This window comes from Magnetospirillum sp., assembly GCA_027532905.1.
GTDB lineage: Bacteria > Pseudomonadota > Alphaproteobacteria > CACIAM-22H2 > CACIAM-22H2 > Tagaea.
In genome coordinates this window covers 1576254-1589619 of the sequence record JAPZUA010000001.1, presented here as the reverse complement: position 1 = coordinate 1589619, position 13366 = coordinate 1576254, and the positions used below count along the sequence as shown (strand labels likewise).

The window sequence follows — 13366 nt, the reverse complement described above, 5'->3', positions numbered from 1 at the left end:
TTTGCTGCACTGCAACATAATAGCGCCGAATTGTGACAAAATGACACCCCAAACAATTTTGGTCTATGTCGGGCTCGATTTGGTCGGCGATGGGCTGCTGAAACTGCCTTTCGTGCGGGTGCTCAAGGCCAACTGGCCGACGGCGAAAATTACCTGGTGTGCGGGCAAAGGCCCCAGCGTATATGCCGGCAGCTTGCGCCCCCTCGTGGCTGGGCTGATCGACGAAACCCTTGAAAACGCAGGCTTTGGCAGCCGCTTGGGCGATATCTTCATGCGGCCCTTGGGTGGCCGCAGCTTCGATCTGGTGATCGATACGCAGCGCCGCTTTTCGACGAGCCTGGCCGTGCGGCGTGTGCGCCATCGGCAGTTTGTGTCCGGAGCGGCGGGTTTTCTGCTTTCCGACGGACGGCCCGCCTTGCGCACCAAGCCACGCGCGATGCTGGGCCAAATGCTGCAATTGATCGCAGCCGCGGGCGGCGACCCGACACTGGCAACCCCGCCTTTGGCCCTGCCGACGGACGCAACGCAAGCCGCTGCGACCTTGCTGCCGCCGGGGCCGACTTACATTGGCCTCGCCCCCGGCGCTGGCAATCGCGACAAATGCTGGCCGTTCGAAAACTATCTTGCCGTCGCAAAGGCGCTGGGCGACACCGTGCCCGTCTTCATTCTCGGCCCCGACGAAAAAGACTGGATTGCGGCGGCGGCGGCCGTGCCCAACGCGCGCTTGCCGCTGCAAGAAGCGGCCGCGCGCGGCATCGCAACGTCGCCTGCTCTGACGATCGCGCTGGCCCAGCGCCTAGCAGCGTCGCTCGCCAACGATTCGGGCGGCGGCCATATGCTGGCGGCGGGCGACCAGCCGCTTGTGTCGCTGTTCGGGCCGACCGATCCCGCCAAGTTCGCACCGCGCGCCCGGCATTTGACGGTGCTGCGTGCGCAGGATTTCGGCGGCAACGACATGGCGGCGATTCCGGTTGCGGCTGTCCTGGCCGCCCTTCAATCGTCGACGACGAGTGCCGGCCCCCGCTGAGGCAGATCGCGGCCTGGAAAACGCCGCATCAGCCACACCACCATCAGCAGGCCCGGCAAGGCCGCAAGCGTCGTGGCCGCGAAGAACCACACCCAATCGAGCTGTTCCGAGAGCCAGCCGCCCGAGGCCGCAAGCGTGGTGCGCCCGACGGCAGCCAGCGACGAGAGCAGCGCATATTGCGTGGCCGTAAACGCGATGTTGCACAGGCCCGAGAGATACGCGACGAACGCCGCCGAGCCCATGCCGCCCGAAAAATTCTCGATGCCGATCGTAAGTGTGAGCAGCGCCACATCGTAGCCGACATAGGCCTGCAGCACGTACATGAGGTTCGAGATCGCCTGAAGGATGCCGCAATAGAACAACGACGGATAAAGCCCGAAACGCGCCACCACCGCCCCGCCGGCCGCAACGCCCGCAAGCGTGGAAAACACGCCGTAGATTTTCGAGATGTTGGCGACCTCGATGCGACTGAATCCCATCGCCACGTAGAACGGATTGGCCATCACGCCGGCCAACGCGTCGCCGAATTTGTAGAGCACCACGAAGATCAGGATCGTGGCCCAGGCGGGCCGCGTGGCGAATTCGGCGAACGGCCCGACCACGGCCTGGCTCAGCCACGCGCTGAGTTTTTCGAGCCGCGAATTGCCCGGCAACGGGGCCGCGACCGCGTCGGGCACGGGCGGTTCGGCCGTGAACCACACCGTGAGCGCGCCCACCACCATCAGGCACGCCATCGCCGAAAATGCAAAAGACCAGCCGCCGTATTCGGCCGCATAGAGCGCGCCCGCCGAGGCCGCCATGAGCCCGAAGCGATAGCCCCATTGCGTGGCCGCGGCCCCTGCCCCTTGCTCGTCCGCCTTCAGAATCTCGATACGGAACGCGTCGATGACGATGTCTTGGCTCGCCGACAGAAACGCAATGACGATCGCCACCATTGCGGTCGGCCACGGATCGATGCGCGGATCGGTGAATCCGAGCGCAAAGATGGCGACGGCGAGGCCCGCCTGGATCAGCAACGCCCAAGAACGGCGACGGCCCAAACGGCGCGTAAAAGCGCCCAAAGGCAGCCGGTCGATGATCGGCGCCCACAGGAATTTGAGCGAATAGGCCGTGCCGACAAGGGCGAGAATGCCGATCGTCGTGCGGCTCACGCCCGATTCGGCAAGCCAAAACGACAGCGTGCCGAACGTCAGCGGCAACGGCAGACCCGAAGAGAAACCCATGAAAAGAACGGCAAGCAAACGCGGCCGCGTATAGACGGCCAAGGCCGCCCGCCAGCTCGCCTTTTGGTTCGGGATGTCGGTCATGCGTTTTTGGTTGTACGAGTCGCGCGCATCGCGGCAGTCTATGCGAAGGCAATTCACGCGCGAAGGCTTTGGTGGCCGAGGGCGCAAATATTTCGGGGCCGCGCGCGCCAAGTCCATGACCTACTTCGACCCCGATGCGATTCGACACGCGCGCTTGCGGCGTTTCCACGACTATTGGCACGGCAAACGTCGCGGCGACGCGCTGCCAGGCCGCGCCGACATCGACCCACTCGAATTCCCGTGGGCGCTCGGCTACGTGACTTTGCACGACGTGCTGCCGGACGGCGACTTTCGCGTGCGGCTCGACGCAACCAAGGCCGTCGAATTTTTCGGCATCGAACTGACCGGCACGCGGTTGAGCGCGTATCACGACCGCGACATGGCCGCGAAGATGGTGCAGACCTTGACCTACGTCGCGCGCACGCGCGCGCCGCTTGTCGTGGCCCGCGATTTCGCGATCCAGAACCGCTATTGGCGCTACCAGTCGCTGATGCTGCCTTTCGCCGCCGACGGAAAAAACGTCGACATGCTCGCCAGCGTGCTGGGCTACGACGGCGGCGGCGACTAGGATCTGCAGACAGTCGAGCGCGTCGGATCCGGTGCGAAAACGCCAGGCAGCCTTTGCCCTCTACACCGTCTCGGCGGATTTCTCGGCGCGTTTGCGAGCGTTGGGGTCGAGCAGCTTCTTGCGCAGGCGGATCGATTTAGGCGTCACTTCGACGAGTTCGTCGTCGTTGATATAGGCGATCGCCTGCTCGAGCGTGAGGATCTTCGGCGTCTGCAGCACCACCGCTTCGTCTTTGCCGGAAGCGCGCACGTTGGTGAGCTTCTTGGCCTTGAGCGGGTTGACTTCGAGATCGTTGTCGCGCGTGTGCTCGCCGATGATCATGCCTTCGTAGACCGGCACACCGGGATTGATCATCATCGGGCCGCGATCTTCGAGGTTCCACAACGCGTACGTCACCGCCACGCCGTCGGCGTTCGAGATCAGCACGCCCGTGTGGCGGCCGTCGATCGGGCCCTTCCACGGCGCATAGCTGTGGAAGATCTTGTTCATGATGCCGGTGCCGCGCGTATCGGACAGGAACTGCCCGTGGTAGCCGATGAGGCCGCGCGAAGGGACGAGGAACGTCACGCGCACCTTGGCGCCGCCCGAGGGGCGCATGTCAGTCATCTCGCCGCGGCGGCGGCCGAGCGCTTCGACGACCACGCCTGCGTAGTTCTCGTCGACGTCGACCTGCACTTCTTCGATCGGCTCAAGCCGGTTGCCGTCGTCGTCGGTCTTCAGCAGCACGCGCGGGCGGCCAACCGAAAGCTCGAAGCCTTCGCGGCGCATCTGCTCGATCAGCACGCCGAGCTGCAATTCGCCGCGCCCGGCGACTTCGTAGGCTTCGCCCGAATCGCTTTCCCGCACATGGATGGCGACGTTGCCTTCCGACTCGCGGAACAGGCGGTCGCGGATCATGCGGCTCGTGACCTTCGTGCCCTCGCGGCCCGCGAGCGGCGAATCGTTAACCGAGAAAGTCATGCCGAGCGTGGGCGGATCGATGGGCAGCGACGGGATCGGTTCGTTCACGTCGATCTGGCACAGCGTGTCGGCAACCGTCGTGGCCGTAAGGCCCGCAATCGCGACGATGTCGCCCGCTTCCGCCGAATCGACCGGCGTGCGATCGAGGCCGCGGAACGACAGAAGGCGCGTCAAGCGGCCTTCTTCGAGCACCTTGCCGTCGCGCGACAAGGACTTGATCGCCATGTTGGTTTTGGCGACGCCCGAATAGATGCGGCCCGTAAGAATACGCCCGACATAGGGGTCGTATTCGAGCGTCGTCGCGAGCATGCGGAACGGACCCGAGGCATCGGCCTTCGGCGGCTTCACGTGCTTGACGATGAGATCGAACAGCGGGTTCAGATTTTCGCGGGGTGCCTCGAGCGTTTCGGCCGCCCAGCCATTGCGGCCCGAGGCGAACAGCACCGGGAAATCGAGCTGGTCGTCGTCCGCACCCAGAGCCGCGAACAGGTCGAACACTTCGTTCAGCACTTCTTGCGCGCGCGCATCCGAGCGGTCGACCTTGTTGACGACGACGATGGGGCGAAGCCCGCGGGCCAAAGCCTTCATGGTCACGAACTTGGTCTGCGGCATGGCCCCTTCGGCGGCGTCCACCAGCACGACCACGCCGTCCACCATCGACATGATGCGCTCGACCTCGCCGCCGAAATCGGCGTGGCCGGGTGTGTCGACGATGTTGAGGCGCACGTCCTTCCAGACGACCGACGTGCACTTGGCGAGAATGGTGATGCCGCGCTCGCGCTCGAGATCGTTCGAGTCCATCGCGCGTTCGGCGACTTTCTCGTTCACGCGGAACGTGCCGGACTGTTTGAGAAGCTGGTCGACGAGCGTGGTCTTGCCGTGGTCGACGTGGGCGATGATGGCGAGGTTGCGCAGATCCATGATTTTCAGGCCGCCAATTGCTTGGCCGCGAGTTCCTTGAGGGAGGTTTCGGGACGCGCACCGTAATGCGAGATGATTTCGGCCGCACAGATCGCACCCAGACGTGCGGCAAGGCCGAGATCCTTGCCGGTGGTAAGACCGTGCAGGAATCCGGCGGCATAAAGATCGCCCGCCCCGGTCGTATCGACGACCTTGACGTTCGGGATGGCGGGGACGGCATGCACTTCGCCGTTGCCGATCACGACCGAGCCTTTTTCCGAGCGCGTGAGAGCTGCGATGCGCGCGGGCTTGACGCGCAGATGCGGCAGCACCTGGTCGAACGTATCGACTTCGTAGAGGCTCGTGATTTCGTGCTCGTTGGCAAACAGAATGTCGACATGGTTGTCGACGAGATCGCGGAACTCGGCGCGATGGCGGCCCACACAGAACGAGTCCGACAATGTCAGCGACACTTTGCGCCCGGCCTTGTGCGCCACATCCACCGCCTTACGGAAAGCGTCCTTGGCGGCCGGCTTATCCCACAAATAGCCTTCGAGATAGGTGACGCTTGAGGCCGCGACCGTCGCTTCGTCGATCTGGGCGGGGCCGAGATCGACGCATGCACCCAGATAGGTCTGCATCGTGCGCTGCGCGTCCGGCGTTACGAAGATGAGGCAGCGCGCCGTGGCGGGGCCTGCGTCTGCGGCGGCCGTATCGAAGGCAACGCCCATCGCGCGGATATCGTGGCGGAAGATGCCACCGAGTTGATCGTCGCGCACGCGGCCAATATACGCGGCTTTGCCGCCGAGATTGGCGAGGCCTGCGATCGTGTTGCCGGCCGAACCGCCCGAGGATTCGCGCCCCGGCCCCATCAGCGCATAAAGCGCATCGGCGCGCGCTTCGTTGATCAGCGTCATCGCACCTTTTTCGAGGCCGTTCTTGGAAAGCAGCGCATCGTCGGCACGGGCGATGACATCGACAATGGCGTTGCCGATGCCCAGCACATCGAATTTGGCGTTGGACATTGATTCTCCGGCCGACTCGAGGGAGAGCCCATGGGGGCTTGAAACGGCGCGCGGAAAATACCCATCCTTGTTGCGGCGCACAAGCGCGCGTTTCGGGAACAAAGGACGCCTGAAAAACGGCGGGGGCATGTCAGCGATGGGGTCTCTATCGATTTTGGGCGCCTTCGCGCGCGCAATCGGCCAATTGGGCGATCCGAATTTGCGCGCGCCCTTGCTCAAAAGTGTCGCCTTAAGCGCGGCCGCGATCCTGGTTTTATGGATCGCGCTTGGCTATGCGCTGCTGCACACGCAGCTCTTTGCGATTCCTTGGGTCGATACGACTGCGGCGGCGATCGGCGGATTCGGCGTTGTGGTTCTGACCCTTATCCTGTTCCCGACCTTTGTCGCAGCTTTTTTGGGGTTGTTTTTGGAGGCCGTCGCCGTCGCCGTCGAAAAGCGCCATTACCCGCTCTTGCCGTCCGCCCGCACACGCTCGACCATGGCCGAAATCCTGGCCGGGCTGCGGCTGGTGGGTTTGGCGCTCGGCATCAATCTGCTCGTTTTGCCGCTTTATTTTGTGCCTGGGCTCAATTTGGCGGTCTTTTTGGCTGCCAACGGTTTTCTCCTCGCGTCCGAATATATTGGCCAAGGGCTCGCACGGCGTGCCGATCCGGCGACGGTGCGCGTACTCTGGCGCAAGCATCGCAGCGAGGCGTGGCTGGCAGGCGCGCTGTTTGCGGGCCTGTCGCTGGTCCCGTTCGTGAACCTTGCGGTTCCTGTCTTGGCGGTTGCGGCCTGCACGCATCTGGTCGAATCTTGGCTTCGAGTAGGGACAGAAACGGGCCATCGGGGTTAGAGTGGCGCCCGAGCTGACGAGTCGGGGGGTCTGCCCCGGTCGCCGCACCCCGTACGCACGTCGCAAGAAGGAACCAGCCCTATGTTCCGCCGCAAAAAGGACGAAACCGAAGAGGTCAAGCCGCCCATGCCCGAAACGCCCCCTGCTGCTGCTGCATCGGAACCCGAAACGGCCGAAATGGTGACGCCGCGCCCCTTCCCGCGCCCCACCCCGCCGTCGCCGGGCGCGCTTGCGCGCGCCGCCGCAGCCCCGCTCGCCACCCCCGCCCCGCGCCCGCCGGCTACGCCGGCCCCTGTGCAGCGCGGCGAAGCGATTGAAGGGCGCAAGCTCATCGTCGGTCGCGAGATCGTGCTGTCGGGCCAGATCACCTCGTGCGAACGCCTGATCGTAGAGGGCCGGGTCGAGGCCTCGCTGTCGGAAAGCCGTTTCGTCGACATCGCCGAAAGCGGCGTGTTCAAGGGCATGGCGGAAATCGAAAACGCCGAGATCGCGGGCACGTTCGAGGGCACCCTCAACGTGCGCGAAAAACTGTGGATCCGCTCCACCGGCAAAGTCTCGGGCACCGTGCGCTACGGCCGCATCGAGATCGAAGAAGGCGGCCAGATCGCCGGCGAAGTGCAGGTCGATACGAGTCGCCTGGGCAAGCCGGAAGGCAACGACGGCGGTTGATCGCCGCTGGATGCGCACGCGTGCGGGCTAGGCAAGCGCACATCGTCCGGCGGTTGCGTCGCATCGTGCTGTGTGCCGGTGCGGCAGCTCTTGCGGCCGCCTGCACGGGTGCGCCATCGCCCCATGCGCCGACTTCGGTGGTTGCCGCCACGGTCGAATTGCCGCCAGCCGAGACTGCGCCGTCGGCTGCGCCGGCAACAGCATCACCTTCGGTTGCCGCCGCCCCTGCAGCCAGCAGTGCCCGCGCGTTGGTCGGCATGGGCCGCGAGGCTTTGGTAGCACGGCTAGGCCCGGCCGCTTTCGTGCGCCGCGACGGCCCGGCCGAAGTGTGGCGCTATCGCACGGCCGAATGCTATTTCGAAGCCTTCCTCTATCGCGACGATCTGCTGGGCCAACGCGTGGCGCATGTCGATGCGCGCACGCTCGTCGGCCGCCCGATGCCGGTCGAAGCCTGCTTCGCCCAGCTCGGAAATCCGAAACAAAGCTAGACCCATGCGCGCCGCGCAGCAGATACGCGGCTTTGCGTCCGGCGATCTCGAAGCGCTCTATGCGATTTCGCTGGCGACCGGGCATGCGGGGCGCGATGCCGCACATCTTTACGCCGACCCGAAAATGATGGGCCACATCTACGCCGCACCCTACGCGGTCCTTTCCCCCAGTTCTGTGCTGGTGGCTGAAGATCGCGGCGCAGTTGTCGGCTATGCGGCCGGCAGGCTCGATACTGACGCCTGGGAGGCGCAGCTTGCGCGCGATTGGTGGCCGTCTTTGCGCGCGCAATACCCGGACCCGGGCGACGCCCTGCCGCAGGCGATGACGCACGACCAACGGCGTGCTGCCATGATCCATCGACCGAAACGCACACCGCCGTCGGTCGCCACGCGGTTTCCCGCACATCTGCATCTGAACCTGATGCCGGTAGCCCAAGGCCAAGGCCTCGGCCGTCGTCTGTTCGAGGCGTGGCGCACCGCGCAGAACGCGGGACCGGTTCATGTCGCCGTGAACAACGCCAACGAAAACGCGCGGCACTTCTGGACCAAGCTTGGATTTGCCGAGCTGGCCGGTGCGGATATCCCGGACGGCCGCACGATCTGGCTTGGCCGCGCCTAGGCGTTCGGGGTCGGCGATTTCTTCTTGAAAGCGCAGTATTGCGCGACGTTGCAGCGCCAGCATTCGGGCGTGCGCGCCTTGCACACATAGCGCCCGTGCAGAATGAGCCAATGATGCGCGTGGCGCTTGAAGTCGGCCGGCGTGCGTTTTTCGAGCTTGTCTTCGACCTCGCGCGGCGTCTTGCCGCGCGCAAGGCCCGTGCGGTTGCCCACACGAAAAATGTGCGTATCGACCGCGATCGTCGCCTCGCCGAAGGCGACGTTCAGCACCACATTCGCGGTCTTGCGGCCAACGCCGGGCAAAGCTTCGAGCGCTTCGCGGCTTTGCGGAATTGCGCCGCCATGCGCGCGCACAAGGATCTCGGCCGCCGCCATCACGTTTTTGGCTTTGGTGTTGAAGAGCCCGATGGTCTTCACGTGGTCGCGCAGCGCGTCGTGCCCGAGGGCGAGCATTTCGGCCGGGGTTTTGACCTTCGCGAACAAGGCGCGCGTGGCTTTGTTGACGCCGACGTCGGTTGCCTGCGCCGACAACGCGACCGCGACCAAGAGCTGGTAGGGATTGCCCCATTCGAGCTCGGTCTTGGGCTCGGGATTGCGCGCGGCAAGGGCCGTGTAGAATTCGCGGATGGCGTCCGGTTTCATGGCCCCAGGCGATAGAGGCATTGGGCATCTCCCGTCAAGCTGGACGAATGCGCCGGACGATCTATGATCGCTCCAGATGGAAACGCCCCAGCTCGATCTCGTTTTGAAGCCGCACCGCTCGCTGCCCCCGCGCGGGTTTTTCTGGGTGATGGCGCTGTTGGCCGGTGCGAGCTTTGCGGCAGGGGCCGTGTTCGCCTCGATGGGCGCTTGGCCCGTGCTGCCGTTTCTGGGCCTCGACGTGCTGCTCGTGTGGTTTGCGTTCAAGGCGAACTATGCCGGTGCGCGCGCACGCGAACACATCACGCTCTACGGCGACCGGCTCGAGATCCTTTCGGTCGACAGTTGGGGCCGCAAACAGCGACGCACGCTCGAGCCCTATTGGCTCAATGTCGAATCAGGCGAAGAAGTGGCGCTGCGCAGCCACGGAAAGCGCACGATCGTGGGCGCTTTTCTCGACCAACAGGCGCGCGCAGATCTTGCGCGCACGCTCGCCGACGCATTGGCGGCGTGGCGTCGGGGCCCCAGCGTTCAGAGTCCCAACACGTCGCGCATCGAGTAGAGGCCGGGCGGTTTGCCGGCGGCCCACAAGGCCGCGCGCACAGCACCCTTGGAATAGACTTGGCGCCCTTGCGCCTTGTGCGCGATTTCCACGCGCTCGCCGTCGCCGAAAAACATGACCGTGTGCTCGCCGATCTCCGAGCCGCCGCGCGCCACCGAAAAGCCGATGGGGCCGGCCGGTCGCGGGCCCGTATGGCCGTCGCGACTGCGGATCGTTTGGGTTGCAAAATCGATTCCACGCCCGGCCGCAGCAGCGCGGCCCAACGCAAGCGCCGTGCCCGAGGGCGCATCGACCTTGTGCTTGTGGTGCGCTTCGAAAATCTCGATGTCGTAATCGGCGCCGAGGCGCTTAGCCGCTTCTTCAACCAACGCCAAGGCGAGATTGACGCCGAGCGAGAAATTGGCGGCCTGCACGATCGCGCATTTCTCGGCGGCTCTTGCGAGCACGGTCTGGTCGTCGGCGGACAGGCCCGTCGTACCCACCACCAGCGTTTTGCCGAATTCGGCGGCGAGGTTTGCATGCGCACGCGTGGCAGCGGGGGCCGAAAAATCGATGACCGCATCGCTTGCCGCGAACAACGCGCGCGGGTCGGCGCCGATTTTGGCCTGGAGCGCGCCAATGCCCGCAACCTCGCCCGCATCGCGGCCGATGAACGCGCCGCTTGGATTTTCTGTCCCGCCCGCAAACGCCGCACCGCTGGCCGCGACGATCTCGCGCACCAGCATTTGGCCCATGCGCCCGGCCGCACCGACAACGCCGATCTTGATCGCCATATACGGACTCCGTTCAGATATTGAGTTTCTTGAAGATGCGTTCGGGGATATGGCGGATGATCGTCATGATGCCCCACCAGAAAAACGGCGCATAGATCGTATCCCGTTTTTTGGCGACGGCCCCAAGGCACGCAGCCGCGATCGCATCGGGCGACGCGACCAGGAACATGCCCGGCAAGCCCCAGGTCATCGCCGTGTCGACGAAGCCCGGCTTCACGGTGACGACATGCACGCCCGAACGCACGCCGCGCGCGCGCAGGCCCTGCAAATAGGCATGCAGCCCCGCTTTGGCAGCGCCGTATACGTAGTTTTTGAGCCGCCCACGATCGCCCGCAACCGAGCCAAGCGCCACAATGGCGCCGCCCGGCGTGGCTTCAAGCACCGGCATCAGGCGGTGCAGCAACGCAACGGGTGCGGCGAAATTCACGTCGAGCGTTTGCGCGGGTGCGCCCGGATCGGCATCGATCTCGCTTTGCGACGGCATGGTGCCGAAAGCCAGAAACACGTTCGGCACCGACCCTTGCGCGAATTCTTTGAACGCGGCCGCGACGTCGCAATCGAAGCCGATGGCCCGGCACGACGGGCTGCCGCGCAACGCAAGATCGGCCGCAAGGGCGTTTGCATCTTCGCCGTCCCGGGCCACGAGCAGAATGTCGGCTCCGCTTGTTGCCACACGGCGCGCAAAGGCACGCGCGATCGCCGAGCTGGCACCCAAGATGAGCCACGCGCTTTTCATGACTGGTTTCATCGCTGGGCCTCGCCAATGCCCAAACGTCGCGCGAGGTCGGACGCAAAACGCCGCTGCGGATCCCAGCGCTGCAGGCAATCTTCAAATGCCGGAAGGTTCGGATAGCTTGCGCGGAACGTGGCGGGCGCTTGCAATGCGTCTTTGGCCAGATAGATGCGCCCGCCCGCCTCAAGTGCGAGACGCTCGAGCGTGGCCATCAAGTCGGTCGCCCCCGGCGCGTTGGGCACATCGAGCGCCAAGGTCACACCACGCAGCGGGAAGGACAGCAAGCCGCGCCCCGGCCCGCCCAAAGTTTTGAGAACGGCGAGGAACGAAGCCGTACCTGCCGCCGAAACGGCCTCGAGCATTTTGCGCGTGGCGTCAAACGCAGTTGCGTCCGGCACCACCGATTGGAACTGGAAGAAGCCGCGCTTACCGTAAAGCCGGTTCCAATCCGACAGACGATCCAGCGGATAGAAAAACGCATCGAGCGGTCGCTGCGACATTTGCTTGGATGCGGGTGCGCGCCGCCAATAGACTTCGTTGAACGCACCCACGCTTGCGCGCGACAGCGCAAAAGGCGGCAAATCAAGCGGGATCGGCAGGGTTTTGGCGGCCGGTGCGGCAGGTGCAGCCGGTGCAAACTCCGCCGTCTCGAACACGCCGCGTCCGAGCTTGGCGCCTCGCGCCAACGCATCGATCCAGCCGACGCTGAACGTGGCCGTGGCGCGTGCGGCTGCGAACGCCGCAAAAAACGCGTCGAGATCGGCGATGCGTTGCGTCTCCACGCGCACATGGCCGGTCCCCGGCAGCAGGCGAAAGGCCAAGCGCCGCACAACACCGGTCAAACCCATGCCACCGATCGTGGCGGCGAACAGGTCGGAATGGCTGTCGGGCGACACGCGGCGCGTTTGGCCGTCCGCACACAAAAGATCGAACCACAGAACATGGTCGCCGAACGAACCGTGCCGGTCGTGGTTTTTTCCGTGCACGTCGGCAGCAAGGGCTCCGCCCACAGTCGCGTACGCCGTGCCCGGCGACACCGGCGGCACGAAGCCCTTGGGTACGAAAACGTCAAGCAAGGTGCGGAACGTGACCCCCGCCTCGCATTCGAGCACGCCCGTGGCGGCATCGAAGGCAAGCAGCCGGTCCAAACGCAGCGTGTTCGCAACGGCCGCACCGCCGTTCTGGGCGGCGTCGCCATAGGCTTTGCCGGCCCCGCGCGCGATCAAGCTTGCGCCTGCATCCGCCAGCACGCGATCGAGCTCGCTTTGGCGCTCGGGGCGCGCCACGCGCGCCGCCGTGGCGGCATAACGCCCCCAGCCCGCCAATGTCGTTTCTTTCCAGCGCACACTCATCCGTAGATCAAATAGCCGAAGACCGCGAGCCAGCCCAGCACGCAAACGATGAGGAAGCGGTCGCTGAGTGCGATATCGGTGGGCGCACCCGAGCGTTCTTCGACCAATGCGATCTGCAGATAGCGCAGCATGCCCGCCAGCACGAAGGGGGCGGTCAGATAGAGCCGCTCGGTGCCGTAGCGGCGGATGACGGCCTGGTCGACTGTGTAGAGCAGATAGCTCACGGCCAGCGCGCCCAGCACCACCGCGATCGCGGTGTCGACGAAGCGCAGATTGTAGCCCGCCAGCGCCTTGCGATGGGCCGCATCGACATCCGATACGAGATCGTCGCGCCGTTTGGCGAGTGCGAGAAACAGCGCGAGCAAACCCGTGCAGACGAGGATCCACACGCTCGGCATCACGCCGATCGCAAACGCCCCGCCTTCGACGCGCAAAACGAAGCCGGCCGCGACGATCAGCACGTCGAGCAGGCTCACATGTTTGAGGCGCCAGGAATAGGCGAGGTTCAGCGCCAGATAGACGCAAAGCACCGTGCCGAAGGCCGTCGGCAGACGAGACGCCAGCAATGCCGCACCGGCGAGCAAAGCGGCCGCAAAAGCGAGCGCCGCCGCCGGTGCGACAGCACCCGACGCGATCGGCCGCGTGCGTTTGATCGGATGCAGCCGGTCGGCCTCGCGGTCGCAAAAATCGTTGAATACATAGACGGCGGACGCGGCCAGGCTGAACGAAGCCACCGCCATGGCTGCGGCAACCAGCGTTGGCCCGCCCAGCGCTTCGGGCGTAAAAAACAGCGGGGCTGCAACAAATGCGTTTTTGATCCAGTGCCGCGGCCGCGCCAATGCCAAGAATGCATTCAACATGTTGCGGTTAGAGCGCATTTCCAAACAACGCGCCAGATCGAAAAGGCATG

At 65.0% G+C, this 13366-nt stretch carries 15 protein-coding genes; 7 read left to right on the top strand and 8 right to left on the bottom strand.

The features are described from left to right. Positions 1 to 40: 40 nt before the first annotated feature. Positions 41 to 1027 (top strand): lipopolysaccharide heptosyltransferase family protein, encoded by a 987-nt coding sequence (locus O9320_07760; GenBank protein MCZ8310734.1) that lies wholly within the window; start codon positions 41 to 43, stop codon positions 1025 to 1027. Here the strand turns inward: O9320_07760 and O9320_07755 are convergent. Then, entirely contained in the window at positions 994 to 2334 is a 1341-nt protein-coding gene (locus O9320_07755; GenBank protein MCZ8310733.1) for an MFS transporter, read from the bottom strand. The genes O9320_07760 and O9320_07755 overlap by 34 nt on opposite strands. A gap of 115 nt (positions 2335 to 2449) precedes the next feature. Here O9320_07755 and O9320_07750 point away from each other — a divergent pair, with 115 nt between their 5' ends. Then, positions 2450 to 2902 carry a PAS domain-containing protein gene (locus O9320_07750; GenBank protein ID MCZ8310732.1) on the top strand — a complete coding sequence of 151 codons (453 nt, stop codon included), beginning with the start codon at positions 2450 to 2452 and terminating at the stop codon, positions 2900 to 2902. 60 nt (positions 2903 to 2962) lie between these two features. Here O9320_07750 and typA read toward each other — a convergent pair whose 3' ends face one another. Further along, the gene (gene typA, locus O9320_07745) at positions 2963 to 4783 is read right to left on the bottom strand and encodes a translational GTPase TypA (protein MCZ8310731.1); all 1821 of its coding nucleotides are present in this window, start codon (positions 4781 to 4783) and stop codon (positions 2963 to 2965) included. Between the two features lie 5 nt (positions 4784 to 4788). Further along, the gene (locus tag O9320_07740) at positions 4789 to 5787 is read right to left on the bottom strand and encodes an adenosine kinase (GenBank protein MCZ8310730.1); all 999 of its coding nucleotides are present in this window, start codon (positions 5785 to 5787) and stop codon (positions 4789 to 4791) included. 136 nt (positions 5788 to 5923) lie between these two features. On the opposite strand from O9320_07740, the gene O9320_07735 reads away from it, so the two are divergent. The 4 genes from O9320_07735 (at position 5924) to O9320_07720 (ending at position 8398) form a co-directional block, all read left to right on the top strand. Next, entirely contained in the window at positions 5924 to 6622 is a 699-nt protein-coding gene (locus O9320_07735; protein ID MCZ8310729.1) for an EI24 domain-containing protein, read from the top strand. An 81-nt stretch (positions 6623 to 6703) separates the two neighbouring features. Beyond that, positions 6704 to 7291, top strand: coding sequence for a polymer-forming cytoskeletal protein (locus O9320_07730; protein ID MCZ8310728.1), 588 nt, complete (start codon positions 6704 to 6706; stop codon positions 7289 to 7291). Positions 7292 to 7311: 20 nt separating this feature from the next. Then, the gene (locus O9320_07725; protein ID MCZ8310727.1) at positions 7312 to 7779 is read left to right on the top strand and encodes a hypothetical protein; all 468 of its coding nucleotides are present in this window, start codon (positions 7312 to 7314) and stop codon (positions 7777 to 7779) included. A 4-nt stretch (positions 7780 to 7783) separates the two neighbouring features. Further along, complete coding sequence (locus O9320_07720; protein ID MCZ8310726.1) at positions 7784 to 8398, top strand: GNAT family N-acetyltransferase; 615 nt, start codon at positions 7784 to 7786, stop codon at positions 8396 to 8398. Here the strand turns inward: O9320_07720 and nth are convergent. After that, on the bottom strand, positions 8395 to 9060 hold the full coding sequence (gene nth, locus O9320_07715; protein MCZ8310725.1) for an endonuclease III: 666 nt from the start codon (positions 9058 to 9060) through the stop codon (positions 8395 to 8397). The genes O9320_07720 and nth overlap by 4 nt on opposite strands. Positions 9061 to 9115: 55 nt before the next feature. Between nth and O9320_07710 the strand changes: the two genes are divergently transcribed. After that, on the top strand, positions 9116 to 9598 hold the full coding sequence (locus tag O9320_07710; protein MCZ8310724.1) for a DUF2244 domain-containing protein: 483 nt from the start codon (positions 9116 to 9118) through the stop codon (positions 9596 to 9598). Here the strand turns inward: O9320_07710 and dapB are convergent. Genes dapB through O9320_07690 form a run of 4 tightly spaced genes read right to left on the bottom strand, consistent with a single transcriptional unit; the run spans position 9568 to position 13316 of the window. Beyond that, complete coding sequence (gene dapB, locus O9320_07705) at positions 9568 to 10365, bottom strand: 4-hydroxy-tetrahydrodipicolinate reductase (GenBank protein MCZ8310723.1); 798 nt, start codon at positions 10363 to 10365, stop codon at positions 9568 to 9570. The genes O9320_07710 and dapB overlap by 31 nt on opposite strands. Before the next feature lie 19 nt (positions 10366 to 10384). Next, positions 10385 to 11107, bottom strand: coding sequence for an SDR family NAD(P)-dependent oxidoreductase (locus O9320_07700; protein ID MCZ8310722.1), 723 nt, complete (start codon positions 11105 to 11107; stop codon positions 10385 to 10387). Positions 11108 to 11115: 8 nt separating this feature from the next. Continuing rightward, positions 11116 to 12456, bottom strand: a complete 1341-nt coding sequence (locus tag O9320_07695) for an FAD-binding oxidoreductase (protein MCZ8310721.1) — start codon at positions 12454 to 12456, stop codon at positions 11116 to 11118. Then, positions 12453 to 13316 (bottom strand): decaprenyl-phosphate phosphoribosyltransferase, encoded by an 864-nt coding sequence (locus O9320_07690; protein ID MCZ8310720.1) that lies wholly within the window; start codon positions 13314 to 13316, stop codon positions 12453 to 12455. Before O9320_07690 ends, O9320_07695 begins: the two co-directional genes overlap by 4 nt. Positions 13317 to 13366: the final 50 nt, after the last annotated feature.